Source organism: Paracoccus sp. N5 (assembly GCF_000371965.1).
In the GTDB taxonomy this organism is placed as follows: Bacteria; Pseudomonadota; Alphaproteobacteria; order Rhodobacterales; family Rhodobacteraceae; genus Paracoccus.
In genome coordinates this window covers 642,253-666,191 of the sequence record NZ_AQUO01000002.1, presented here as the reverse complement: position 1 = coordinate 666,191, position 23,939 = coordinate 642,253, and the positions used below count along the sequence as shown (strand labels likewise).

Here is a 23,939-nt window from a genome sequence, read left to right as displayed (position 1 = left end):
AGGGCCGGGCGGCGCGCCATCCGGGGCCGCGTCTGACCTTCAAGGGCCGCATTCCATGACCATTTCCTTTCTCGTGACCCATTCCGGCGGCTTTCACGCCGATGAGCTGCTGTCGACGGTGATCCTGGCGCGGCTGTTCCCGGACGCCCGGCTGGTGCGCAGCCGCGACGCGGCCTGGATCACGCCCGCGCCCGACCGGCTCATCTATGACGTCGGCCGGGCCTATGACGCGCAGGCCGGGGTTTTCGACCATCACCAGCGCCCGGCGCCGCTGCGCGAGGATGGCCGGCCGCTCAGCTCCTTCGGGCTGGTCTGGCGGCATTTCGGCCGCGGCTACCTGCGCGCCCTGGCGGTGCCCGAGCCGGATGTCGAGGCGATCCACGCCGATTTCGACGCGGGCTTCGTGCTGCCGATCGACCTGATGGACAATGGCGCGCTGGACCCCTCGACCGCCGGGCCGCTGCTGGCCGACCTGACCCTGCCGATGCTCCTGGAAAGCCTGAAGCCGGTCTTCGACGATCCCGACCCGCAGGCCGAGGCCCAAGCCTTTGCCGACGCGCAAGCCATCGCCCAGGCCTTCGTCGAGGCCAGCATCCGCCGCAAGGCCGCCAAGGCCCGGGCCGAGGCCGTCGTGCTGCGCGCCATCGCCGATGCCGGCACCGCGCGGGTGCTGGAGCTGCCGCAGGGCATGCCGTTCCGCGCCGCCATCGAGAAGGCGGGCGCCGATCACCTGCTGTTCGTCATCCACCCGCGCGAGCGCGACTGGGCGCTGACCGGCATCCGCAAGGCCGAGGACGGTTTCGCGCAGCGCGCCGACCTGCCCAAGGCCTGGGCCGGGCTGACCGATGCGGCGCTGGAAGCCGCCTCGGGCGTGCCGGGCGCGCGCTTCTGCCACAATGGCCGCTTCATCGCCGTGGCCGAGACACGCGAGGCCATCCTCGCGATGGCCCGCATCGCCGTGCGCGAGGCCGAGGCGCCCTAGGCAGCGGCGTGGGGCAGCACCCAGATGCCGCTCTCTGGCACGGCGTTCACCCGCAGCCGGCAGCCATAGGCCCGCGACAGGAAGTCATCGGTCAGAACCTCGGCCGCGGGGCCCTGATGCAGCACGCGCCCGCCGCTCATCAGCAGCAGGTTCTGCGCGAAAAGCGCGGTCAGGTTCAGGTCGTGCAGCACCGCCACCACGCCGCCGCCGCGCCTGGCGTAATCGGCGGCAAGGCGCATCACCACCAGCTGATGCGCGATATCGAGGCTGCTGACCGGCTCGTCCAGCAGCAGCCAGCGCGGCCCCGACTCGTCGACCGGCTGCCAGACCTGCGCCAGCACCCGGGCCAGTTGCACCCGCTGCTGCTCGCCGCCCGACAGTTCCTGATAGAGCCGGCCCGAGAAGCCGGGCAGGTCCACCGCAGCCAGCGCGGCCGGGACCAGCGCCTCGGCCCGTTCGCCGCGCGCCTCCAACCCGATGCGGACCACCTCGGCCACGGTAAAGGGAAAGGACAGCGCCGCCGCCTGCGGCAGCACCGCCCGGCGCCGGGCCTGCTCCTCGGGCGGCATGGCGGCCAGGTCGCGATCGCCCAAGCTGATCCGGCCCTTGCAGGCCAGCTCGCCGGTCAGGCAGCGCATCAGGGTGGTCTTGCCCGAGCCGTTCGGGCCGACGATGGCCGTGACCTCGCCGGCACGGGCGGTCAGGTCGACGCCGTGCAGCACCGGCTTTCGGCCCAGGCTGACATGGATGTCGCGGGCGATCAGGCTCACAGGTCCAGCACTCCGCGATTGCGCAACAGGATCCACAGGAAGAACGGCCCGCCCATGATGGCGGTGACGATGCCGATGGGCAGCTCGGCCGGCGCGACCACGGTGCGGCTGACCATGTCGGCGCCCAGCAGCATGACCGCCCCCAGGAGCGCCGAGTTGACCAGCAGCCAGCGGTGATCCGGTCCGCTGATCAGCCGCAACAGATGCGGCACCACGATGCCGACGAAGCCGATCCCGCCCGAGACCGCGACCGCGGCGCCGGTGGCGCCGGCCACGGTCAGGATGGCCAGGTTCTTGACCCGCTGCACGCGGATGCCGACATGGCCGGCGGCGGCCTCGCCCAGGGCCAGCGCGTTCAGGCCGCGCGCCAGCATGGGCGCAAAGACCAGCGCCAGCATCATGATCGGCGCCCCGGCGATCAGCTTGGGCCAGTTCGCCCCGGCCAGCGAGCCCAGGCCCCAGAAGGTCAGGTCGCGCAGCTCGGCATCGGTGGCGCGGAACACCAGGAGCCCCGAAAACGCCCCCATGATCGCCCCGAGCGCGATCCCGGCCAGCAGCATGGTCGCGACCGAGGTGCGGCCGCGCCGCGTGGCGATGCGGTAAAGCAGCAGCGTCGTGACCCAGCCGCCGAAAAAGGCCGCGACCGGCACCAGATACCAGCCGAACAGCGCCGCGATCCCGGCCGGCAGCGCCGAGCCCAGCACGATGGCGCAGATCGCCGCCAGCGAGGCGCCGGCACTGACGCCGACGATGCCCGGATCGGCCAGCGGGTTGCGGAACAGCCCCTGCATCACCGCGCCCGAGACCGCGAGCGAGGCACCGACGACCATGCCCATCAGCACCCGCGGCAGGCGGATGTCCATCAGCACCACCCGGTCCTGCACCGCCAGCTCGCGCCCGGCCAGCCAGTCCGACACCGCCCGCATGAGCGAGGTGCCCGAGGCGCCCCAGCCCAGCGAGACCAGCGCCACCGCCACCAGCAGTAGCGCCAGCGCCAGGCACAGCCGGCGGGCGCGCGGGCCGCGGTCACCCTCGATGCGCGCGCCTTCGGGGTGCAGGGCCACCATCACGACCCGGCGTAGATCAGGTCGTGCAGTTCGACCGCGGCCTCGCCGGTGCGCGGCCCGAAGCCGAGCAGCTTCAGCCCGTCCATCATCACCAGCGCGCCGTCGCGGCCGGCCGGGGTCTGGGCCAGCGCCGGCATGGCCAGCGCCGCCTGTTTCGCCGCCGTGTGGCTGTTGCCGCCATTGGCCTCGGCATCGGCCTTGTCGTCGCCGCGCCGCATCATCAGGATCACGTCCGGCGCCGCCTGGATCACCGCCTCGTCGGTCAAGGGCTTGTAGCCCTGGATCTGCGCCATGGCGTTTTCCGCGCCGGCCAGCCGGATGATGCCGTCGGCGGCCGTGCCGGTGCCGCCCGCCATCACGCGGCCGCCTTGCAGGGACAGCACGAACAGCACCTTCTTCGGCGTGCCGACGGTGGCTGAGCGTTCCGCCGCCGCCTTCAGGTCGGCCGCCAGCTTCTCATGCAGCGCGCGGCCCTTTTCGGCGACACCCAGGGCGCCGGCGACCGCGTCGACCTTTTTCAGCACACCCTCGGCGTCATAGCTCTCGTCCACCGTGACATAGGGCACGCCCGCCGCCTTCAGCACCGAAACCGCCTCGGGCGGGCCGGCGCCATCCTCGGCGATGATCAGGTCGGGCGAGACCGACAGCACCCCCTCCGGCGCCAGCGCCCGCACATAGCCGACATCGGGCAGGGCATTCGCCTCGGGCGGCCAGTTCGAGGTGGTGTCGCGCCCGACCAGCCGGTCCTGCTCGCCGAGCGCATAGACTATCTCGGTGACCGAACCGCCCAGCGGCAGCACGCGCCTGGCCTCGGGCCAGGATTGCGCATGGGCGGTCCCGGCCAGCAGCAGCGCGAGAAGCGCCAGCCGCGTCATTCCGCGGCCTCGGCCAGCGCGGGCAGGGCCCCGACCAGCGCCGCCCATTGCGCCGCGTCGCCGCCCTTTTCGGGCCGCAACCCGAAGCATTGGAAGATCAGCGCCCCCTCGGCGTCGAAGGCCTCGACCGAGAGCGCCGGGCCGCGCTTGGTCGGCTTTTCCACCGCCCAGACCTCGGCCACGTGATCGCCGCGCAGGTGCAGGTTGAAGCGCGGGTCCATGACGTTCAGCCACGGGCCCATCGGCCGCAGGGTCTCGAACCGGCCCGAATGGATCTCGATGCAGCCCTGGTTGCCGACGAACATCATCACGCCGCAGCCCTCGGCCTGCACGCGCGCGATCAGCGCCGGCACCGCCTCGACCGAAAGCGGCCGCACGAAGGGCGCGCCGATGCTGCGATAGGCGCCCAGCCGGTTCATCTTCAGCCGGCGGATCAGGATGTTGAACTGATGCGTGTCGGTCATCTCGGACCACTCGCGGCGCAGCGCCTCGACCCGCTCGGGCGCGGCCTTGGCCGGCTCGACCGGCGCGCGCGGGGCAAATTCGCTGCTGTCTCGCTGCTCCGGCAGCGCCAGCGCCTGCTTCAGCGCGGCCCAGGCGCCCAGGTCCGAGCCCTCGCGCAGATGGATCTTGTGGATGGCATCGCCGGCCGCGTCGAAAACCTGGATCGAGCGGCGGATGCCGGCATCGCCCGCCTTCTCGACGGCAAAGCCATGCACCCAGTGGCGCGGGAACATGCGCAGGTCGATCTCCTGATCCACCGTCATCGCGGCATGTTCGCCGTCGTGGAAGTCGTTGTAGGTGCCGAGTTTCTCGATCACGCAGGACCGGTTGCGGGTCAGGGCCATGACCTCGCCCAGGGCCTGCACCATCGGGATCAGCCGGCCGGGCGTGGCGTCGATGCGGGTGACGCCGCGCCCGGTCTCGGCCGCGACCAGCGCCGCTTCGGGCACGCCCAGACGCTCGGCCAGGTCGAAGGGTCGGCCCGCGTCCTCGGCCGCCAGGCGGCGCAGGTCTTCGGGGGAATATTGGCTCATGCTCGGGCCTTTCGCTGGATTGCTCCCGGGACAGCCGGGATGATCGGCAGGGAATCATTGACAGATTTACTAGGATTAATTTACCCAGCGCAAGATGCCAGCCCCGTGGCCAGCCGTAACTTTCCTGACAAGACCACGGGGACATGATGCCACGCCACCTGCTTCTGGGCGCGCTGCTTGCCGGCTCGACCTGCCTGACCACCATGACGCTCGCCGGCCCGACCTGGGCGCAGGACGCCGCGCCGCAAACCTTCGTGCTGGACCAACTGGTGCTGCGCGCCGGCAAGCCCAAGGTCGCCTCCGAGGTGCCGCAATCCGTCTCGGTCGTGGACGGCCAGCAGCTTGACGACATCGAGGCGACGCATATCGGCGAGGTGCTCTCGACCGTGCCCGGCGTCGCCGGCGTCGGCTCGGGCAGCTTCTTCGGCCAGGGCTTCAACATCCGCGGCTTCGGCTCGTCCAGCGCCGCCGCCTCCGAGGCCGGCATCGTCCAACTGATCGACGGCGAGAAAAAATACTACGAATCCTATCGCCAGGGCGCGCTGTTCGTCGAGCCGGACTTCCTGCGCCAGGTCGAGGTGCTGCGCGGACCCGGCTCCTCCACGCTCTACGGCTCGGGCGCGCTCGGCGGCGTGATCGCCATGGAGACCATCGAGGCCGGCGATCTGATCGCCCCCGGCAAGAATTTCGGCGGCAAGGCCAAGTTGGGCTATGCCAGCAACCCGGACACCGTGCTGGGCAGCGTCGCGCTCGGCTGGCGCCCGGCCGAGGATTTCGAGGCCCTGGCCGCCTTCGCCTGGCGCAAGCTCGGCGACACCAAGGATGCCGACGGCAACACCACGGTGCGCGCGAATTCCAGGACGCCCAACCTGCTGCTGAAGGCGAAGAAAACCTTCGGCGACCACTATGTCGCCTTCTCCTACCAGCATCTCGAGGCCAAGGGCGACGACCAGGACTTCAACCAGCTCGAAGGCGCGCAGGCCGGGCTGTTCCCGGGCTTCCCCGGCTGGGGCGTCGGCGACATCACCACCCGCGACCAGACCGCGCGGCTGATCTGGGGCTGGAACCCGCAGGACAACCGCTATGTCGACCTGACGGCGACGCTGTCCTATACCAATACGCTCAAGGACGTGCGACAGGGCAACGACCCGGACGAGCCGATCATGGATTCGCTTCTGGGCGAACGCGATTACCGGCTGTGGAAGTTCAAGCTGCGCAATATCGCGGACCTGTCGGGCGCCGGCTACGAGCATCACCTGACCACCGGCGCCGAGGTGCTGAAACAGGACCGCTCCTCCAGCGTGCCCTCCAGCTCGCACCCCGAGGCCTATACCCGCAGCTGGGGCGCCTATGCGCTGTCCGAACTGACCTGGGGCAATCTGACGGTCAATTCCGGCCTGCGTTATGAAAAGCAGCGCACCGAGCCGAAATCCTCGGTCACGGTGACGGATGACGACTACAGTTCGGAATCGATCGAGCCGCAGGTCGCCGCCATCTACCGGCTGAACGACAGCCTGTCGGTCTTCGGCTCGGTGGCCTTCGTGAACCGCATGCCGACGGTGGACGAACTTTACGACAGCTTCATGGGCGGCGCGCCCTCGGGCGACCTGAAGGACGAGAAGGGCAAGAACATCGAGCTGGGCCTGTCCTATCGCGGCAGCGGCGTGCTCGCCGCGGGCGACGAGGCGGTGGTGAAGCTCACGCTGTTCCGCAACCATATCGACGACATGATCGTGCGCACCAATGCGCCCGCGCCGGTGCCCGCCTATGTCAACATCGACCGCGCCTATCTGCGCGGCGGCGAACTCGAGGCCAGCTATTCTATCGCGGCTTGGGAACTGGGCGCCGCGGTCTCGGTGGTGAATGGCGAGGACCAGGACGGCGCCGACCTCGACACGCTGCCGAACAACCGGCTCACGCTTTCGGCGATCTGGCAGGCGAATGACACCTGGCGCATCGGTCTGCGCAGCACGCTCGCCGCGGGCCGCGACAAGCCGGAAGGGGATCGCCGCGCGGGCTATGGCGTGCACGACGTCTTCGCGACCTGGCAGCCGCAGGGCGGTCAACTCGAAGGCATCGAGGTCCATATGGGCGTCGACAATGTCACCGACCGCGACTACACGCCCGCAACCTGGCTCACCGGCCCGGCGCCCGGCCGCAACCTCAAGCTCTCGGTCTCGCGCAGCTTCTGAAGCGCCCGCCAGCACCGAACGACCGACGGCCAGCCCCACCCGGCTGGCCGTTCCCTTTTCTCCGCACGAAAGCCCGCCGCTTCTTTGCTCCCCAAATACCCAATTCAGCCAGCCCGCCACGCGCGATGCGCCCGCCGTTTCACCGTTTCCCAAATACCCGAAACGGCAAGCGTGCCGTCAACGCGCCAGCCCCGCATAGACCCCGCCCCGGGCAATCAGCCCCTCATGCGGTCCGGTCTCGACGATGCGGCCGCCGGCCATCACGACGATGCGGTCGGCGTGGCGGATGGTGCCCAGCCGATGCGCGATGACCAGCGTGGTGCGCCCGACCGCCAGCGCATCCAGCGCCGCCTGGATCTCGCGCTCGGTCTGGCTGTCCAGCGCCGAGGTCGCCTCGTCCAGGATCAGGATCGGCGGGTTCTTCAGGAACGCCCGCGCGATCGCCACGCGCTGCTTCTGCCCCCCCGACAGCATCACGCCGCGCTCGCCGACGACGGTGTCCAGCCGCTCGGGCAGGGTCTCGATCATCGGGCCCAGCTGGGCCTGGCGCGCCGCCTCCAGAATCTCGGCATCCGTGGCGCCCAGCCGGCCATAGGCGATGTTCTCGCGCAAGGTGCCGCCGAACAGGAACACGTCCTGGCTGACCAGCCCGATCTGGCGGCGCAGGCTGTTCAGCTGCATCCGGTCCAGCGCGATCCCGTCCACGGTGATCCGCCCCGCGGTCGGCTCGTAGAAGCGCGGCAGCAGCGCCAGCAGCGTGGTCTTGCCCGCGCCCGAGGGGCCGACGAAGGCCACCGTCTCGCCGGCGCGGATGTCGAGGTCGATCCCTGTCAGGATCGGCCGCGTCGCGTCATAGGCGAAGCTCACGCCCTCGAAGCGGATGTCGCCCTTCAGCGCCGGCGCCGGGATGGCGCCCGGGGCATCGGCGATCTCGGGCTCGGTCGCGAGCAGCTCCTGATAGCGGCGGAAGCCGGCGATGCCGCGCGGATAGGTCTCGATCACCGCGGCGATCTTTTCCAGCGGACGATAGAACACGCCGACCAGCACCAGGAAGCCGACGAAGCCGCCGGTCGTCAGCGAGCCCTGCAGCACGAACCAGGCGCCGACCACCATGACCACGACCTGCACCAGCCGCAGCCCCATGTATTGCAGGGCCGAGACCGTGGCCATGACCTTGTAGGCCTCCAGCTTCGTCGCGCGGTAATTCTGGTTGTCGCTGGCGAAAAGCTCGCTCTCGTGGCGTTCGTTGCCGAAGGCCTGGACGACGCGGACGCCGCCCAGGGCCTCTTCCAGCCGGACGTTGAAATCGCCGACGCGGGAATAGATCGCGCGCCAGGTCTGGGTCATCTTGCCGCCATAGATCACGATCAGCGCCAGCATCGCCGGCACCACCAGCGCCACGATGAAGGCCAGTTGCGGATGGATCCAGAACATCAGCACGAAGGCGCCGACGAAGGTCATGATGGCGATGATCGCATCCTCGGGTCCGTGATGGGCGACCTCGCCGATCTCCTCGAGGTCGCGGGTGACGCGGGCGACCAGCTTGCCGGTGCGGGCGCGGTCATACCAGCGCCACGACAGCCGCGTCAGGTGGTCGAAGGCGCGGGCGCGCATCTCGGTCTCGATATTGATGCCCAGCTTGTGGCCCCAATAGACCACCACCGCCATCAGCCCCGAGTTCACCAGGTAGAGCACCAGAAGACCCACGGCGGCGGCCACGGTCAGCGTCCAGTTGCCCTGCGGCAGCAGTCGGTCGATGAAGCCGGTGATCGCCAGCGGAAAGGCCAGCTCCAGCAGGCCCGAGACGACGGCGCAGCCGAAATCCAGCCAGAAAAGCCCCATCCAGGGCCGGTAATAGGCGAAGAACGCGCGCAGCATGGCCATGACTTCCACTTCCCTTTTCAGGCGGGAACGGCGACGGCCTCGCCATTCTCGCGCCGCAGCACCTGCATCGGCAGGCCATAGATCTCGGCCAGCACCTCGGGACGCATCAGCGCGGCGGTGGTGCCCTGCATGACCAGCCGCCCGCCCTTCAGCGCCACCACATGATCGCAGAACCGCGCGGTCATGTTGACCTCGTGCAGCACGATCACCGCGCTGCGGCCCTGTGCGTGGCACATTCTGCGCACGAGGGAAAGCACCTCGACCTGATGCGCGATGTCGAGGGCCGAGATCGGCTCGTCCAGCAGCAGCGTCTGCGCCTGCTGCGCCACCATCATCGCCAGCCACACCCGCTGCCTTTCGCCCCCGGACAGGGTATCGACCAGCCGGTCGGCGAAAGCGGCGACGCCGCATTCGGCCATCGCGGCCTCGACCGCGGCGCGATCCTCGGGGCCGAAGCGCCCCAGAGCGCCATGCCAGGGATAGCGTCCCAGCGCCACCAGCTCGCGCACCAGCATGCCTTCGGCCGGGGGCGTGGTCTGGGGCAGGAAGGCCAGCGACCGGGCATAGTCGCGGGCCGGCCAGTCGGCCAGCGCGCGGCCGTTGAAGGCGACGCGGCCCGCCGTCGCCGCCACCTGCCGCGCCAGCACCTTGAGCAGCGTCGACTTGCCCGAGCCGTTATGCCCGATCAGCGCCACCATCTGCCCGGCCGGCAGCGCCAGCGTCAGCCCGTCGAGCAGCCGCCGGCCCGGCACGTCCAGGGACAGCCCCTCGATCGAAAACAGCGCAGCCGTCATCGTCCCCCCCTCATCATCAGCCAGATCAGCCAGGGCGCCCCCAGAAGCGAGGCGAACAGCCCCAGCGGCAGTTCATAGGGAAAGCCCGCCATGCGCGCACCAAAATCGGCGGCGATCATCAGCAGCGCCCCGATCAGCGCCGCGCCCAGCACATGGTCCCATGCCCGCGCCAGCCCCAGCCGCCGCGCCAGATGCGGCGCCATCAGCCCGGTAAAGCTGAGCGGGCCGACCAGCACGCTGGCCGCGCCCGTGGCCAGTCCCGCGACCAGGATCAGCGCCAGCCGCGCCCGCACCAGGGGCAGGCCCAGCCCGGCCGCGACCTCGGGGCCGAGCGGCAGGGTGGCGAGCCAGCGCCGGCTAAGCCAGGCCGCCGCCGCGACGGCCCCGGCGATGGCGCTCAGCGCCGCCGCCTGCACCGGGCCGACCTTGCTCGACGAGCCGCTGAGCCAGGCCAGCACCTGCCAGCTTTGCGGACTGCCGGTCGCCATGATCGCCGAGAGCACCGCTGCCGCCATGGCCGACACCGCGATGCCGGCCAGCAGCACGCGCTCGGCCGGCATGTCGCGCCGGCGGGCATAGGTCGCGACCAGGGCCAGTGCCAGCGCCGCGCCGGCCATGGTGCCCAGCGTCAGCGGCCCCTGTCCCGGCGCCGTCACCGCGAAAAGCGTCGCCGCATAGCCGATGGCCGCGCCGCCCGAGACGCCCAGCACCTCGGGCGAGGCCAGCGGATTGGCGGTCAGCCGCTGCAGGATCGCGCCCGCCATGGCCAAGGCCGCCCCGGCCGCGCCGGCGGCAATGAGCCGCGGCAGGCGCAGCGGCAGGAAGGCGCGGAAGCTCTGCCAGTCGAGCACGGCCCAGCCGCCCGGCAGCCGGCCGATCCAGACCAGCAGCAGCGCCATGGCCGCGGCCGCCAGCGCCAGCGCGACCAGCACCCGGCCGGGGCGGTCGAGGCGCGGCGCCGGGCCCTCGGCCGCCTCGGTCCCGGGCGGGGTCGAGCCGCGCAGGCGCGGCAGCAGCCAGATCAGCAGCGGCCCGCCGATCAGCCCGGTCAGGGCGCCGGTCGGGAACATCTCGCCGCCGGCGCCGGCCAGCGCCAGCACCACCCCGTCGCAGACCGACAGGATCAACGCCCCGATCAGCGGCGCCAGCCACAGCACCTGCGCCATGTTGCGCGCGCCCAGCGTCCGGGCCAGCGCCGGACCGGCCAGGCCCACGAAGCCGATCAGCCCCAGCTCGGCCGAGACCGCGCCCGCCAGCGCCACCGCCAGCGCCACGGCCGTGCCGCGCACCAGCGCGATGTTCAGCCCCAGGCCGCGCGCGCCCTCGGCGCCCAGCGACAGCACCCGCAGCGGGCGCGCCAGCGCTGCCGCCCCCAGCGCACCCAGGGCCAGCACCAGCGCCAGCGCCCGGGTGCCGGCCCAGTCCTGCTGCACCAGCGCGCCGCCGTTCCAGATCACCAGCGACAGCAGGTATTCGCCGCGCGCCAGCGTGATCGCCGTGGCGATGGCCGAGGCGGTCATGCCGACCAGCATCCCGGCGATGACCATGGTCACCGGCGCGAAGGCGCGCCGCGCGCCGATGGCCATGACCAGCGCGGCGGCCGAGCCCGCGCCCGCCATGGCGACCGGCCAGCGGCCCTGGTCCAGCATCGCCGGGGCAAAGATCGTCGCCATGACCAGCGCAAGCTGCGCCCCGGCCGAGATGCCCAGCGTCGTCGGATCGGCCACCGGGTTGCGCAGCACCGCCTGCAGGATCGCGCCCGACAGTCCCAGCGCCGCGCCCGCGACCAGCGCGATCGCCCCGCGCGGCATCAGGCCGAAGCCCAGCAGGATCTGGTGCAGATCCATCGCCTGCGGGTCGAGCGGCCAGGCCGGCCAGTCGGCCCAAGGCAGCAGCTGCCGCGCGGCGGCAAGCCAAAGCGCCAGCGCCAGCGCGGCGGCAAGGGGCAGGACGATCCGGGCGGTCCGGCTCATGTCGCGGCGGGTCCGGTCTGGAAGGCCTGCGCCAGCAGTTCGGCGAAATGCAGCGCCGAGGGCGTGCCGCCGAAGGCATTGACCGCGGGGATCCGGTAGAGCCGGCCCTGCGCCACCGGCGGCAGCGCCTGCCACAGGATGCTGCGCCTCAGCCCGGTGCGGGCTTCGACCGGGATCTCGCCGACGATGACCAGCCGCGCCTCGGGCATGGCGGCCAGCCGCTCCAGCGGCAGGGGCGCGCGGAAGCTGAAGGCGGTGCGCTCGGTCCAGGCGTTGCCCAGCCCCAGCCGTTCCAGCACATTGCCGAACATGCTGTCATAGCCGAAGGCGCGCAGGTGGCGGGCGTCGCCGATGTCGATCAGTGCCACCGGCCGGTCGCGGAAGCCGGCCAGCCGGGCGGCCAGCACATCCAGCCGCGCCTCGGCTTCCATCTGCGCGGTGCGGCCCGCCGGCGCGTCGCCGATGCGCGCGGCCAGGTCCGCGAGCGCCGCCAGCGCCTTGGGCAGCGGCGGCTCGCCCGGGATGTAGAAGGGCAGCGACAGCACCGGCGCTATGCGGCTGAGCTGCGCCTCATGCGCCGGATAGAAGGTCGAGCTGAGGATCAGGTCCGGCCGCATCAGCTGGAGCAATTCGTAATTCGGCGCGCCGCGCAGACCCAGGTCGGTGACCGAGGCGGGGATCCGCGGCTCGGTGGTGTCCTGGCGATAGCGCACCAACTCGCAGGCCGCGACGGGCATGTGTCCCAGCGCGACGGCGGTCTCCATCATCGCCCAGTCGATGGCGGCGAGGCGCAAGGACTGCTGCGCAAACGCAGGCCCCGCCGCCGCGAGCGCGGCGACGGAGCAAAGAAAGGCGCGCCGGCCGAGGCCCGGGGCGCGCGCCGCTACCACTTGTAGGTCAGCCGCGCCTGGATCGTCCGGCCCTCGCCATAGGAGCAATAGGAGAAGCCGCAGGCGCCGACATAGACCTCGTCGGTCAGGTTGGTGATGTTGAGCGAACCCTCGACATTGCGATAGGTATAGCTGCCGCCCAGGTCGACCAGGGTCACGCTGTCCAGCTTGGCGCTGTTCGTCGCGTCGATGAAGCGCGAGCCGATGTAGCGCACGCCGCCGCCCAGGCGCAGACCGTTGCCGAAGTCGCGGTCAAGCCACAGGCTGGCCAGGTGGCGCGGCGCATCGGCCAGTTCCTTGCCGTTCAGCGGGTCGGTGGCCGGGGCCTTCTGCTCGGTCTTGTTGTAGGCATAGCCGCCGCGCAGCTTCCAGCCCTCGGCCAGTTCGGCCGTCGCCTCGAGTTCGATCCCGCGCGAGTGGACCTCGCCGATCTGGCGGATGCCGCTGCCCGGCCCGTCGGGCAGATCGACTGTGCGGTTCACGTTGGTCTGGCGCAGGTCATAGACCGCCAGACTGATCAGCCCGTCGAAGGATTGCGGCTGATACTTGACGCCGGCTTCCCATTGCTTGCCCTCGGTCGGGCGCAGCACGTTGTCGTCGATATCCAGCCCGGCCTGCGGGTCGAACGAGGTCGAATAGCTGACATAGGGCATCACCCCGTTCGCCATCAGATAGCCCAGGCCGGCGCGGCCGGTGACCTTGTTCTCCTTGTATTCCGAAACCGAGCCGTAGCGCTCGCCCGTCTGCTTGACCCAGTCGTAGCGCAGGCCCAGCGAGCCGCGCCAGTTGCCGTATTCGATCTCGTCCTGGGCATAGATGCCGGCCTGGCGCAGCAGCGACGGCCCGGCATTCGGCGGGGCATAGGGCGTGCGCGCATCGACATAATAGTCGGGATCCGCCCAGTCGATATCGGCGGCGGTGAAGAACTGGCTGCTTTCATGGGCGTCGTATTTGCGCATGTCGGCGCCGAAGAGCAGCCTGTGCGTCATCTGCCCGGTCGTCACCTCGCCAGAGAGGCGGGTATCGAGAGCGATGGTGTCGCTGTCCTCCAGCTGCTCGCTCGACCCCCGGCCGAAGGTCGTCGGGCCGGTCACTCCGGTCGCATAGGTGGTGCGATAGTTCCAGTCGAGGCTTTCGTAGCGGAAGCCCTGGCTCAGCGTCCAGCCGCTGTCGAATTCATGGCTGAACTCGACACCGAAGCTATAGGACTTGCGGTCGCTGTCGTCCCAGTCCTTCTGCCCGGTATAGATCTCGCGCAGGTCTTCGTCATGGCCGGTTCCGGTCAGCGCGAAGGGCACGCCCGTCGGCGGCATCGGCGCGTCGTTGGTATAGGTGGCCAGGAAGTCGATGGTGGTCGCGTCATCCGGGGTCCAGCGCAGGGCGCCGGCCAGATAGCCGCCCTTGTTGGTCAGATCCTCGATCTGCGTGCTGTCGTCGCGGCCGATGCCGGTGATGCGCCAGGCCAGCGTGTCGCTTGCCGCGCGGTTCACGTCGAAGAACAACTGCGTGCTGTGGTTGCTGTCATAGCCGATGCCCGCCTCGGCCATGTCATAGGCCTGGGCGCGTTTCTGCACCATGTTGATGACGCCCAAGGGCGAGCCCGCGCCATAGAGCGACGAGGACGGGCCGCGCAGCACCTCGATCTGCTGCATGCCATAGAGTTCCTGCTTGATGGCGCCGAAATAGCGCCCTTGGCGCAGGCCGTTCACATATTGCGCGTGTTCCGCCTTGAAGCCCCGGACATAGGGCGTGTCGAAGCGCGGATCCTTGCCGAAGGGTTCCGCGTGGACCCCGGCGGTATAGCCCAGCGCCTGGCCCAGGTTCTGCGCGCCCTGGTCCTTGATCTGCTGGGTGGTGACGACCGAGACGGATTGCTGCATCTCGGCCACCGGCGTATCGGATTTGGTCGCGGCCTGGCTGTAGGGGCTGACATAGCCCTCGGCCTGGACCGAGGTATCGGTGGTCGCGGTCAGCGTGATGGTGTCGAGCGTGATGGCCTCGGGGGCGGCCGCCTCCTGCGCCAAGGCGGGCAGCGACAGGCACAGGGCGCTGGTTCCGGCAAGCAGCGCCGCGCGGGTCGGACGGGTCATGAGCGATCCTCTCGGTTGATGGCGCGTCGGGCGCGAATGATTCCTGACAGATTTGCTATAGTTCAGCCCGCGCCGCAAACCGAAAGCTGGTTGCGGTAACATGATCCGGCCGGCCCTGTGGCAGATTTACGTCGCGCGCGGCGGCGGCGCGGCGCCCAGCGCCATGCGGTAGCGGCCGGGGGTCATGCCCATGGCGGCCTTGAAGACGCGGGTGAAATGGCTCTGGCTGTCAAAGCCGCAATCCAGCGCGATACGCGCCAGCGGCTCGCCCGAGCCAAGCAGCCGCCGCGCCCGTTCGATGCGCCGGGCCGCGATCCAGCGATGGGGCGACACGCCGCAACTGGCGCGGAAGCTGCGCTGGAAATGGAACGGGCTCAGCCCGGCCAGCGCCGCCAGGTCGTGCAGGTGCAGCGGCCCGGCCAGGTTCGCCTCGATATGGTCCAGCACCAGCCGGCGTCGCCGCGGCGCCAGGCCGCCGGTCAGCGGCAGGCGCAGCCCGGCGCCATAGCGGCGGTCGGCGAAGACCAGGCCCAGGATGTCGTGCATGGCGCCCTCGGCCGCCAGCCGGGCCCCGGCGCGGGTCGCGTCGTGCAGCGCGCGAAACGGCGCGGCCAGCGCCGGGGCCTCGACATAGGTCAGGTCGGCCGGTTGCAGCAGCCGGGCGTCGCGGTCGCAGGTGCTGGCGAAGCTGCGCCGCAGCGCCTCGTCGGGCAGGTGCATGCACGAATTCGAAACTGGCGCCGATCTGCCATTCCGAGGCCTGGCCCTGCGGCATCAGGCAGACCGCCCCCGGCCAGCCCGGTCCCGCCGCGGCACCGGCGCCATCCAGCCGGCGCGTCCCGCCGCCGCCCCGGGTATAGAAGCTCAGCGTATGGCCCTGCGGATCGTCATAGCGGATGCGGGCATCGCGGTTCTGCCAGACGGTGGCCGAGCAGCCGAAACCCAGCTCGACATGGCCCAGCCGGCGCGCATGCGGCGCGCGCGCGAGATAGGCCGAGATGGGCAGCGACTGGTCGGTCATGGCGCGAAACTAGGCCCGGGCGCGCGGCGCGGAAAGCGGGAAATGCGCAGGCCCGCGAAGCCGGCCGGCGGATCGCCGCAAGATCGTGCAATCCCGCCCGGCCGCGGCGCGCTAGTGTCGCGCCGAACTGCCGCCGAACTGCCGCCAAACTGCCCATGAGAACGCCCATGAACCTGCTGCTTTTCGCCACCACCGTCCTGATCTGGGGTGCAACCTGGATCGCCATCGCCTTTCAGGTCGGGCCGGTGCCGGTGCTGGTCTCGGTCTTCTATCGCTTCGCGCTGGCGGGGGCGGTCTATCTGCTGCTGCTGGCGGCGCTTGGCCGGCTGCGGCTGCCGAGCCGGCGCGACCAGCCCTGGGTCGTGGCGCAGGCGCTGTGCCTGTTCTGCCTGAACTTCCTGTGCTTCTATGCCTCGGCCCGATACATCCCGTCGGGGCTGTTGTCGGTGGTGTTCTCGCTGGCCTCGATCTTCAACGCGGTGAATGCGCGGATCTTCTTCGGCGACGCGATCTCGGCGCGGACGGTGCTGGCGGCGGCGCTTGGCGCGGGCGGGGTGGCGCTGCTCTTCGGCGGCGACCTGGCGCAGACCGAGGCGGCGGGCACGCTGCGCGGGCTGGCGCTGGCCGGGCTGGGCACGATGTTCTTTTCGCTGGGCAACATGGTCTCGCGCAGGAACAGCGCGGCCGGGCTGCCGCCCAGCATCGCCACCGCCTGGGGCATGGCCTATGGCGCGCTGGCGCTGGCCGGGCTGATCGCCCTGACCGGCACGCCCGTGGTGGCGCCGCCCGACGCCCGCTATCTGGGCGCGCTGCTTTACCTGGCGCTGCCCGGCTCGGTGCTGGCCTTCACCACCTATCTCTTGATGGTGGCACGCATCGGCTCGTCCCGCGCCGCCTATGCGACGGTGCTGTTCCCGATCGTGGCGCTGATCCTCTCGACGCTGTTCGAGGGCTATGTCTGGCATTGGACCGGCTTTGTCGGCCTGGGGCTTGCCATGCTGGGCAATGTGGTGATGTTTGCACGGGTGCCGCGCAGGCCGGTCCCGGCGCAGCCCTGATCCGCGGCAATCCGCCGCCCGCCCTGCGCGGGCCGCCCGCGCCGCAATGGACCCGCGCCGATGCCTGCGCTATGACGAAAGCGCGTGACTGTCTGGCATGGGTATCGGATGCGGCTCGACGATCTCTTGCGGCTTCTGGACTCCCTGCGCCTGCGCAAGGCCCGGGCGCTGCTGTATTTCCTGCTGGCCGACCGCGCGCCGGTGCATCGCACCGAAAAGGTCACCGACCTGTTCTGGCAGCAATCCGAGGAGCACAAGGCCTCGGCTTCCTATCGCCAGGCGGTCAAGCACATCCGCCGCGCCATGGAGGAAATCCCGGGCCTGGCGCTGGAGACCAGCGCCGGCGAGATCGCGCTGCGCCTGCCGCCGGGCTTCGTGCTGGCCGAGGCGCTGGCCGCGCCGCTGTCCGGGCCGGGCTGGGACGCCGAGGAGGTCGCCCGCGTCCGGCTGCTGATCGACCAGACCGTGCAGCTGGAAGGCACCAGCGCCTCGTTCGACAGCTGGCTTGCCATCACCCGCGCGGGCCTGCTGGCCGCCGTGCGCCAGGTGCTGGACCGCCGGCTGGCGGAGCTGGGCGACAGCCAGCCCGAGGCGCAGCGCGCGCTGGCGGAATTCGCCACCGCGCTGGAACCCTCGAACGAGGCGGCGACGCGGCTTCTGATGCGGCTCGACTGGCAGGCCGGCCACGCGACCCGGGCCATCGAGCGCTACAATACGCTTTACGCCCATCTCGACGAGGCCTTCGACCAGGAGCCCGAGGCCGAGACGGTCGAGCTTTTGGCCGCGATCAAGCTGGGCCCCGCCGGCGGCACCCGCCATGCCCAGGCACGCGCGCGGGCGCCGCAGGTTGGGCTGTCCGTCACGCTGGCGCCGGTCGAGGGCGAGGCGCAGGCGCAGGACAGCCTGATCAACGTGCTGTTTTCCGACCTGCGCATGCGGATGGCGCGGTTCCGCGAATGGTCGATCATCGAGGACGGGCCCGAGCCCGCGCAGATCCGCGTCACCCTGCAGGCCTTCTGCCTGGCGCGCAGCCTGCGGCTTTTCGTCGAGGTCAAGCGCGGCGCCGGCGGCCAGCTGGTCTGGTCGGAATGGGTCGATCAGCCGCAGACCGACTGGGAACGCAAGGTGCGTATCCTGCTGTCGAACATCGCCAACGCGCTGTCGGTGGTGGTCTCGGACCGGGCGCTGGCCGATTCAGGCTCGGGCATCTATGACAGCTGGCTCAAGGCCCAGGCGCTTCTCGACCGCTGGTCACCCGAGACCGAGGCCGAGGCGCTGGCGATCCTGCGCCAGATCACCGAGGAGGCGCCGCGTTTCGGCGCCGCCCATGCGGAACTCGCCGGCGCGCTGAACGTGCGCCACGTGCTGCTGCCCGGCACCTTCCAGACCGAGGAGCTGAAGCGCGACGCCATGCATCACGCCATCGTCGCGGTCTCGGCCGATCCCCTGGACACGCGGGCGCATCGCGTGCTGGCCTGGTGCTTCTGCCACCTGGGCTATTTCGACCTGGCCGAATTCCATTTCGACCAGGCGTTGAACCTGAACCGCAACAGCCCGCTGACGCTGGCCTCCTGCGCGCTTGGCTTCGCCTTCGCGGGCGATCTGGCCAAGGCGGGCACGCTGGCGGCCGAGGCGCGCAGCCATGCCGAGGTCATGGAGCCCTTCCACCAGATCTATCTGGCGGCGGTGGATTATCTGCGCGGCGACCATGCCTCGACGGCGACGCAATGCGAGGGGCGGGGCGCGCTGATGCCGACCGTCGGCGGCTGGCACAGCGCGGCGCTGTGGAAGCTGGGCCGGCCCGAGGCCGCCGCCCGCCGCTATCACGCCTATCTGGCCGAGCTGCGCCGGCAATGGCACGGCCCGCCGCAGGCCAGCGATGCCGAATTGCTGGACTGGTTCCTGTCGGTGTTTCCGCTGCGGCGCGAGGAATGGCGCCAGGATCTGCGCCAGACCCTGGAACAGGTCGCCGCCGCCCGCAGCCGCTTTCCGGCCTAGCGGCACATATTCGTGGCATAGATCCCGACCGAGCGGTGAAAGGCGCGCAGCGGGCTCGACATGATCTCGTTCTTGACGTCCTTGGCCGGCTGGCCGGCGCCGTCCTTGAACTGGCTGCGGCTGGCGATGGCCTTTTCCATGTGGTCCTCCAGCGCCGCTTGCAGGCCCGAGGTCCAGTCCGGGTGGTTCTCGGCCGCGAACTCGCGCACCATCTCCAGGATCTCGGACTTCATGCTGGCGAGCATCAGCGCCCGGTCCAGCTCATAGGACAGCGGCGGGCGGAACCCCTCGGCCTCGCCCTGCGCCTTCAGCATCGCGTCGGTAATCGCCAGCGTCTCGTCCGAGGGCACCACCAGGATGCGGGTGTTGCGGTCGGGCTTCTTGCTGCCGCGCCTGCGGCTTTCGAACTCGATGCGCACGGTGGTGCCGTCCAGGATCGCCTCGCGCTCGGCATCGCTCAGCGCCGCGCCGCCGCTCTGGGTCGAGAAATCCTGCACCACCAGCGCGCGTCGCACCCGGTCCTCCAGCGCCTCGAGCTCGGCCCTGGGCACGCCCGACTTGCCGCGCTGCGACAGCTCGACCATCAGCCGGCCGATGAATTCCACGTTCAAGGGCACGCCGTCGGCGCCCTTCCTGTCGGTGATGCTGCCGTCGTCGTGCAGGAAGGCCTCGGCCTGGTCGACCTCGGCCCCGATGATGATGTACTTGTTCCCTGTCATTCTTGTTCTCCGTCATTCCCGGACGAGGTTGATGAGTTCCAGCATGCTGGCCGGGCGGGGCAGGCCGGCTTCGCGCGGCCCCTCGGCGGCCATGACCACGCGCCGGATCGAGCCCGCGACCGAGGCGGCGAGCAGCGCGCTGCCCAGGGGCCCGAAACTGCCCTGCTGGCCGTGCACCTGCGCCTCGACCATCAGGAACTGGTAGAGCGGCCCCCATTCCAGCGCGTCCGCATCCAGCGCGACCGGCGCTTCGGGATGGGCGGCGGCGAAATCGGCGGCAAGGCGCACCGCGGTCAGCCGCGCCGGCCAGTCGCCGGGCAGCGCGGCCCGAGCCGCGCCGATGCGGGCATTGCCCAGGCGCAGCGGCCGGGCCTCGGCGGCGGATCGGGTGTCCAGCGCGATGATCGCCGCCGCCGTCACCGGGGCGCGCAATTCCGGCGCGACGCTTGCCGACATGCCGCTGCGCGGGCCGCCGGGCCTGGCGCCGAAGAATAGCGGCCAGTCGATGCGCCAGTCGGTCTCGGCCTCGCTGACCGCATAGCCGCGCTTCAGCAGCGTGCCGAGGTTGTGCAGCCCCGACCGCCCCAGCGCATAGGCGGCCAGCGGCAGGGCGTGGAAGGCCCGGCAGAGCCCGTGCAGCAGCGTGGTCTCGTCCAGTTCGCAGGCGCGGGGCGGGGCGGGCAGGGCGGCGATCTCGGGATGCAGGAAGCGGGGCAGCAGGTCCTCGGTCACGATGCGATGCCAGCAGCGCACCGCATGGGTGCGGGCCAGCACATAGGCGCGATAGGGCTCGACCCCCTGCGCCATCAGCGCCCGGGCATTGCGGTTGTGGAACTGCATCCAGGCCACGACCAGCTCGTGCAGCATCAGCGAGTCGCGGTTCCTTTCGTCATAGAGCGCCCGGATCGGCCGCGGATCGGGGTCCGAGACCGCGTTCAGCCCGCGCGCATAGATCCGCGCCAGCCGCGCCCCCGGCGTCAGGCGAAACAGCCAGGTCTCCGGGTCGTAGACATGCGCCAGCATCGCCGGACCGGGGCCATAGACCGTCTCCAGCGTCAGCGGATTGTCGATCAGGTTGTAGCGCACCGGCGGGGGGGCGGCGGTGTCGTCCTCGGCGCCGCGCGACCAGGGCACGCTGGCCGCCTCGACGCTGCTGCCCATGTCATGGCCCATCAGCTGCGCCAGATAGGTATAGCCCGAGGGGATATGCGCCACCCGCGCCAGGCAGGCAGCGCGCCATTGCGGGTCGCTGCGCAGCAGGATCCACGGCTTGCGCTGGTCGATGTCGCGCCGGTCGTCGCTGGCGCCCAGCGGCGAGGCCTCGGCCGCCATGTCCGGCGCCCTGTCCGGCGCCATGGCCAGCGCGGCCAGCGGCGCGCGGTTCCGCCCCGCGCGCAGGCGGCCGCGCCCGGGCACACAGCCGAAGGGACAGCCCGCCAGGTCTGGCCGGATCTCGTCCTCGCCGTCCATGGCCGCGCCTTCCCCCATCTCCCGGGCCCCCTGCGCTGGAATCATCACAAATATGGCAGGCCGGTGGCCTCGCTGAAAAGAGCCGATGCGGCCTTGCCCGGCGAAAGCCAGACGCTGATCTCGGCGCGCGGCTCGGAAATCTCGCGGCACTCGGGGGCCGGGCGAAAATCGCTGACCAGCGCGCAGGGCGCGGCGGGCAGGCTTTCGGCGGCGGCGGGGAACAGCCGCGGCGCGTGCAGCGCATAGCCGCGGATGCGGGCGCGCACCTCGCCCGGGCCGTGCTCGTCGCCGGTGGCGCGGGCGGCCAGCAGCTCCATCAGGTTCATCTCCATCAGCAGAAGCTCGCGCAGCGCCTTTTCGGCGGCGGCAACCGGCTCCTCGTCGCAGCCGAAGCCCAGCACCGGGTCCTGCCCTTCCAGGCTGACGCTACGGCAGATCATCACGCAGGGCTGGCCCTCGGTGCGGATCTGCCACCAGTCGCTGCGCCGGCGCAGGGCGGCGCCCTGGCGCATCGCCTCGACGCGCGCGGCGAGCCCGGCCTGCGCGATCCAGGACTCCGAGACCGGCGCGGCGGGGGCGCGGCCCAGCCACCAGTCGGCGACGGCGGCGCGTTCGCAGGCCTCGAGCCGGGCGGCGGCACAGGCCTGCACCGGGTCGGGATGCGCGGCCAGCCCGTCGCTCCAGGGGTCGAAGCGGCCGCCCTGGCGCAGGTGGCGGTTCAGGGCCAGGATCTCGGCGGTCTCGCCAAGGCAGCGGTCGAATGCCTCGTCACGGGTCAACCCGGCGCCGCTGGCAGTGCGGCCGTCATGGGTCAGGGCCTGCAGGATGACCAGCCCGGGGGCGAAGAAGCTTTCGCGCCAGTCGTGGCGCTGCCAGCTGTCGGTCAAGTCCTGGCTGCGGCGGCAGAGTTGTTCCATCGTCTTGCGGTTGTCCTTTCGGGCCTTTGGTTGCCCCAAGCCGTAACCGGCACCTGTGATCTTGGCGTGAATTGCGCGCAGGCCGCGCCGGCCTTGCCGCAAGCGGCGGAAAAGGCTAGGAAAGCCCGCGCATATCACGAAAGGGCACAGCCATGGCGGACGAGGACTATGTCTATGACGAGGCCAGCGGCGAGTGGCGCCCGGCCTCGGAACTGGCGGCCGAGGCGGCGGTCGTGGTGCGCGACTCGGCCGGCAACGCCCTGGCCGACGGCGATTCGGTGGTGCTGATCAAGGATCTGAAGCTGCGCGGCAGCAGCCAGGTGCTGAAGCAGGGCACGGTGATCCGCTCGATCCGGCTGACCGACAATCCCGAAGAGATCGACTGCCGCCACGATAGCATCAAGGGCCTGGTCCTGCGCTGCGAGTTCGTCCGCAAGCGCTGAACCCTCGGCCCGGACTTAAGGGCCATGGCATCGCTGTGGTTTCCATCACGCTTCCCCTCATTGCGAAGGGGAAGCATGGCCCGACGATCGAGGATGTCACCCGCGCCTCCGGCGTCAGCGTGGCGACGGTGGTCCGGGTGCCGAACGGCCGCAGCCAGGTGCGCGAGGAAACCGCGCAAGGTTTCGCAGGCGGCCGAGGCGGTGGGCTATCACACCGCCCCGGCGATCCGGGCCTTCCGCATGTGCCGAAGCTGCACCTGAGCGTGGTGCTGCAAAAGGAACGCCATGCCTTCCATCAGGATTTCGCCGCCCCTCTGGAAGAGGTGGCCCGGCTCGCTCCCTTGCGGCGCTGGCGCGTCGCGGGGCGCTTTTCGTCCGGCCAGTCGCCCGCCGATTTCGCCGAGACCATCGCCGGCTTTGCCGGCAAGGTGCGGGCGGTGGCCGCGACCGGCATCGACCATCACGAGGTCACCTCGGCCGTGGCGCTGTTGCGCTGGCGCGGCATCCCGGTGTTCTCGCTGCTGTCGGATTTCGTCCCGGGCGTGTCGCCATGAGCGCCGCCGCGCAGAATGTGCCGGGCGGTCCCGAGGGCGCCATCGACTTCACGCCGCTGCTGAAGATCCTGGCCGGCGCGGGCCATGACGGCTGGCTGGTCATCGACGCCGAGCAGGACCCCGAGGTCCGCGACCCGCTCGCGTACCAGTCCATGGGCCTGAAGGCGCTGAAGGACATGGCGCGGGCCGCCGGTCTGCACTAACCTGCCGCCATGCTGGTCGATCCCCAACACCCGTTCTTCCGCCGCCTCTGGGTCCGTGTCCTCTGCGGGCTGCTGCCGCTCATCTGGGCGGGGGTGGAACTGGCCTCGGGCAGCCTGTTCTGGGCCGTCCTGTTCGGGGCGGCGGGGGTCTATCTGGTCGTGGCGCTGTTCATCATCCGCAAGGAGGAGCCATGAATCTGCTGCGCAAGCCGGATGGCCAGACCGGCCTGGTCCATCACGTTGCTCCGGAAAACGCCGGCTGGTCCTGTGTCGGCTTCGACCTGTGGCGGCTCGGGCCGGGCGAGCCTCGGGCAACCTTGGCGGCGATAAGGCGATCCGGGTCATCTTCGAGGGCCGCGACTGGGGCGATTTGGGCCAGCGGCTCGACGTCTTCGAAAGACGCCGCCGCATAGCCTCTGTCTGCCCGACGGCAGCGGGCCGAGGCCGTGACGCCGCTGACGCTGGCGGTCTGGCGCGCGCCGCATAGGGCCCGAGGGTATCGTGCTGACTCAGCGCGGCCCGGGCGTGAACACCCGCCTCATCAACAATATCGCCATGGAGAACGAGGATTTCTGCGACAGCCTGCTGGTCACCGAGGTCTTTGCCCGCTCTAGAAAATGGGCGAGATATCCAATGCATCGCTATGATAGCAAATACTTTCTACGGATGATCTGTCTGGAAGATACCTATTGCCACCGGCTGAACCCGAACCAGGGCCATGGCATCCGGCGCGTCTTCACCGACGACGGCAGCCTGGAGACCATGGCGGTCGCCGCCCATCACCCCTGCGGCGTGCCCTATGGCTACGAGATGTATTATCTCAATGTCATGGCCGGGCCGATCCGCAAATGGCGCTATGAGAATCATCCCGACCACGACTGGATCTGGCAGCGCGACAACGCCTCAAGGGCGTCGGTCCGCCTGGGTTCCGACACCGCGGCCGACCTTTCGGTCGGGGCGGCAAGCAGGCAAAACGCCGGAGTTCTGGCGCGATTTTCGGCG

The 23,939-nt window shown here is 70.5% G+C and carries 21 protein-coding genes and 1 pseudogene; 9 read left to right on the top strand and 13 right to left on the bottom strand.

Annotated features, from left to right (window positions below):
* Positions 1-55 precede the first annotated feature (55 nt).
* Positions 56-982, top strand: a complete 927-nt coding sequence (locus tag PARN5_RS0117555) for an MYG1 family protein (protein WP_018001080.1) — start codon at positions 56-58, stop codon at positions 980-982.
* Here PARN5_RS0117555 and PARN5_RS0117550 read toward each other — a convergent pair.
* From PARN5_RS0117550 to PARN5_RS0117535, 4 genes are read right to left on the bottom strand one after another with little or no spacing between them, the layout of a single operon-like run.
* Positions 979-1,752 carry a heme ABC transporter ATP-binding protein gene (locus PARN5_RS0117550; protein ID WP_018001079.1) on the bottom strand — a complete coding sequence of 258 codons (774 nt, stop codon included), beginning with the start codon at positions 1,750-1,752 and terminating at the stop codon, positions 979-981. The two genes, PARN5_RS0117555 and PARN5_RS0117550, sit on opposite strands and share 4 nt — an antisense overlap.
* Positions 1,749-2,819: an iron ABC transporter permease gene (locus PARN5_RS0117545; protein WP_018001078.1), complete on the bottom strand. Its 1,071-nt coding sequence runs from the start codon at positions 2,817-2,819 to the stop codon at positions 1,749-1,751. Before PARN5_RS0117545 ends, PARN5_RS0117550 begins: the two co-directional genes overlap by 4 nt.
* Entirely contained in the window at positions 2,819-3,694 is an 876-nt protein-coding gene (locus PARN5_RS0117540) for an ABC transporter substrate-binding protein (protein WP_018001077.1), read from the bottom strand. The genes PARN5_RS0117545 and PARN5_RS0117540 overlap by 1 nt, the downstream gene beginning before the upstream one ends.
* Positions 3,691-4,731, bottom strand: a complete 1,041-nt coding sequence (locus tag PARN5_RS0117535; RefSeq protein WP_018001076.1) for a hemin-degrading factor — start codon at positions 4,729-4,731, stop codon at positions 3,691-3,693. Before PARN5_RS0117535 ends, PARN5_RS0117540 begins: the two co-directional genes overlap by 4 nt.
* 143 nt (positions 4,732-4,874) lie before the next feature.
* On the opposite strand from PARN5_RS0117535, the gene PARN5_RS0117530 reads away from it, so the two are divergent.
* Positions 4,875-6,923, top strand: a complete 2,049-nt coding sequence (locus tag PARN5_RS0117530; protein WP_018001075.1) for a TonB-dependent receptor — start codon at positions 4,875-4,877, stop codon at positions 6,921-6,923.
* A gap of 177 nt (positions 6,924-7,100) precedes the next feature.
* Here the strand turns inward: PARN5_RS0117530 and PARN5_RS0117525 are convergent, their stop codons facing one another.
* From PARN5_RS0117525 to PARN5_RS22550, 6 genes are all read right to left on the bottom strand, one after another.
* Positions 7,101-8,801: an ABC transporter ATP-binding protein gene (locus PARN5_RS0117525; protein WP_026155540.1), complete on the bottom strand. Its 1,701-nt coding sequence runs from the start codon at positions 8,799-8,801 to the stop codon at positions 7,101-7,103.
* A gap of 23 nt (positions 8,802-8,824) precedes the next feature.
* Entirely contained in the window at positions 8,825-9,601 is a 777-nt protein-coding gene (locus PARN5_RS0117520; protein ID WP_018001073.1) for an ATP-binding cassette domain-containing protein, read from the bottom strand.
* The gene (gene fhuB, locus PARN5_RS0117515; RefSeq protein ID WP_018001072.1) at positions 9,598-11,574 is read right to left on the bottom strand and encodes a Fe(3+)-hydroxamate ABC transporter permease FhuB; all 1,977 of its coding nucleotides are present in this window, start codon (positions 11,572-11,574) and stop codon (positions 9,598-9,600) included. Before fhuB ends, PARN5_RS0117520 begins: the two co-directional genes overlap by 4 nt.
* Entirely contained in the window at positions 11,571-12,464 is an 894-nt protein-coding gene (locus PARN5_RS0117510; protein WP_026155539.1) for an ABC transporter substrate-binding protein, read from the bottom strand. Before PARN5_RS0117510 ends, fhuB begins: the two co-directional genes overlap by 4 nt.
* Entirely contained in the window at positions 12,458-14,554 is a 2,097-nt protein-coding gene (locus tag PARN5_RS0117505; RefSeq protein WP_018001070.1) for a TonB-dependent siderophore receptor, read from the bottom strand. Before PARN5_RS0117505 ends, PARN5_RS0117510 begins: the two co-directional genes overlap by 7 nt.
* 126 nt (positions 14,555-14,680) lie before the next feature.
* Positions 14,681-15,274: an AraC family transcriptional regulator gene (locus tag PARN5_RS22550; RefSeq protein WP_018001069.1), complete on the bottom strand. Its 594-nt coding sequence runs from the start codon at positions 15,272-15,274 to the stop codon at positions 14,681-14,683.
* Between the two features lie 468 nt (positions 15,275-15,742).
* On the opposite strand from PARN5_RS22550, the gene PARN5_RS22545 reads away from it, so the two are divergent.
* Positions 15,743-16,633: a DMT family transporter gene (locus PARN5_RS22545; protein WP_018001068.1), complete on the top strand. Its 891-nt coding sequence runs from the start codon at positions 15,743-15,745 to the stop codon at positions 16,631-16,633.
* 108 nt (positions 16,634-16,741) lie between these two features.
* Entirely contained in the window at positions 16,742-18,631 is a 1,890-nt protein-coding gene (locus PARN5_RS0117490; protein WP_018001067.1) for a BTAD domain-containing putative transcriptional regulator, read from the top strand.
* On the opposite strand, the gene PARN5_RS0117485 is transcribed toward PARN5_RS0117490, so the two are convergent.
* Genes PARN5_RS0117485 through PARN5_RS0117475 form a run of 3 tightly spaced genes read right to left on the bottom strand, consistent with a single transcriptional unit; the run spans position 18,628 to position 21,737 of the window.
* A complete protein-coding gene (locus PARN5_RS0117485; protein WP_018001066.1) occupies positions 18,628-19,350 on the bottom strand; it encodes a hypothetical protein in 723 nt (240 codons plus the stop codon). The two genes, PARN5_RS0117490 and PARN5_RS0117485, sit on opposite strands and share 4 nt — an antisense overlap.
* A gap of 12 nt (positions 19,351-19,362) precedes the next feature.
* Positions 19,363-20,820, bottom strand: coding sequence for a hypothetical protein (locus tag PARN5_RS0117480; protein ID WP_018001065.1), 1,458 nt, complete (start codon positions 20,818-20,820; stop codon positions 19,363-19,365).
* A gap of 44 nt (positions 20,821-20,864) precedes the next feature.
* A complete protein-coding gene (locus PARN5_RS0117475) occupies positions 20,865-21,737 on the bottom strand; it encodes a YcaO-like family protein (protein WP_018001064.1) in 873 nt (290 codons plus the stop codon).
* A gap of 152 nt (positions 21,738-21,889) precedes the next feature.
* Here PARN5_RS0117475 and PARN5_RS0117470 point away from each other — a divergent pair, with 152 nt between their 5' ends.
* The 5 genes and pseudogenes from PARN5_RS0117470 to PARN5_RS22535 form a co-directional block, all read left to right on the top strand.
* Positions 21,890-22,180, top strand: a complete 291-nt coding sequence (locus PARN5_RS0117470; protein ID WP_018001063.1) for a zinc ribbon domain-containing protein YjdM — start codon at positions 21,890-21,892, stop codon at positions 22,178-22,180.
* Positions 22,181-22,215: 35 nt separating this feature from the next.
* Complete coding sequence (locus PARN5_RS22540; protein ID WP_232419446.1) at positions 22,216-22,734, top strand: LacI family DNA-binding transcriptional regulator; 519 nt, start codon at positions 22,216-22,218, stop codon at positions 22,732-22,734.
* Positions 22,731-22,937: a hypothetical protein gene (locus PARN5_RS0117460; protein ID WP_018001062.1), complete on the top strand. Its 207-nt coding sequence runs from the start codon at positions 22,731-22,733 to the stop codon at positions 22,935-22,937. The genes PARN5_RS22540 and PARN5_RS0117460 overlap by 4 nt, the downstream gene beginning before the upstream one ends.
* 9 nt (positions 22,938-22,946) lie before the next feature.
* Entirely contained in the window at positions 22,947-23,132 is a 186-nt protein-coding gene (locus PARN5_RS0117455) for a hypothetical protein (protein ID WP_018001061.1), read from the top strand.
* Positions 23,129-23,834 (top strand): annotated as a pseudogene (locus tag PARN5_RS22535) (5-deoxy-glucuronate isomerase); the annotation flags it as partial. The gene PARN5_RS0117455 and the pseudogene PARN5_RS22535, both read left to right, overlap by 4 nt.
* Between the last annotated feature and the right edge of the window lie 105 nt (positions 23,835-23,939).

Coding starts and splice junctions, on each gene's coding strand:
- PARN5_RS0117555 (WP_018001080.1), top strand. CDS start 56: ATGACCATTTCCTTTCTCGTGACCCATTCCGGCGGCTTTCACGCCGAT.
- PARN5_RS0117545 (WP_018001078.1), bottom strand. CDS start 2,819: ATGGTGGCCCTGCACCCCGAAGGCGCGCGCATCGAGGGTGACCGCGGC.
- PARN5_RS0117540 (WP_018001077.1), bottom strand. CDS start 3,694: ATGACGCGGCTGGCGCTTCTCGCGCTGCTGCTGGCCGGGACCGCCCAT.
- PARN5_RS0117535 (WP_018001076.1), bottom strand. CDS start 4,731: ATGAGCCAATATTCCCCCGAAGACCTGCGCCGCCTGGCGGCCGAGGAC.
- PARN5_RS0117530 (WP_018001075.1), top strand. CDS start 4,875: ATGATGCCACGCCACCTGCTTCTGGGCGCGCTGCTTGCCGGCTCGACC.
- PARN5_RS0117525 (WP_026155540.1), bottom strand. CDS start 8,801: ATGCTGCGCGCGTTCTTCGCCTATTACCGGCCCTGGATGGGGCTTTTC.
- PARN5_RS0117520 (WP_018001073.1), bottom strand. CDS start 9,601: ATGACGGCTGCGCTGTTTTCGATCGAGGGGCTGTCCCTGGACGTGCCG.
- fhuB (WP_018001072.1), bottom strand. CDS start 11,574: ATGAGCCGGACCGCCCGGATCGTCCTGCCCCTTGCCGCCGCGCTGGCG.
- PARN5_RS0117505 (WP_018001070.1), bottom strand. CDS start 14,554: ATGACCCGTCCGACCCGCGCGGCGCTGCTTGCCGGAACCAGCGCCCTG.
- PARN5_RS22550 (WP_018001069.1), bottom strand. CDS start 15,274: ATGCACCTGCCCGACGAGGCGCTGCGGCGCAGCTTCGCCAGCACCTGC.
- PARN5_RS22545 (WP_018001068.1), top strand. CDS start 15,743: ATGAACCTGCTGCTTTTCGCCACCACCGTCCTGATCTGGGGTGCAACC.
- PARN5_RS0117490 (WP_018001067.1), top strand. CDS start 16,742: ATGCGGCTCGACGATCTCTTGCGGCTTCTGGACTCCCTGCGCCTGCGC.
- PARN5_RS0117485 (WP_018001066.1), bottom strand. CDS start 19,350: ATGACAGGGAACAAGTACATCATCATCGGGGCCGAGGTCGACCAGGCC.
- PARN5_RS0117480 (WP_018001065.1), bottom strand. CDS start 20,820: ATGGACGGCGAGGACGAGATCCGGCCAGACCTGGCGGGCTGTCCCTTC.
- PARN5_RS0117475 (WP_018001064.1), bottom strand. CDS start 21,737: ATGGAACAACTCTGCCGCCGCAGCCAGGACTTGACCGACAGCTGGCAG.
- PARN5_RS0117470 (WP_018001063.1), top strand. CDS start 21,890: ATGGCGGACGAGGACTATGTCTATGACGAGGCCAGCGGCGAGTGGCGC.
- PARN5_RS0117460 (WP_018001062.1), top strand. CDS start 22,731: ATGAGCGCCGCCGCGCAGAATGTGCCGGGCGGTCCCGAGGGCGCCATC.
- PARN5_RS0117455 (WP_018001061.1), top strand. CDS start 22,947: ATGCTGGTCGATCCCCAACACCCGTTCTTCCGCCGCCTCTGGGTCCGT.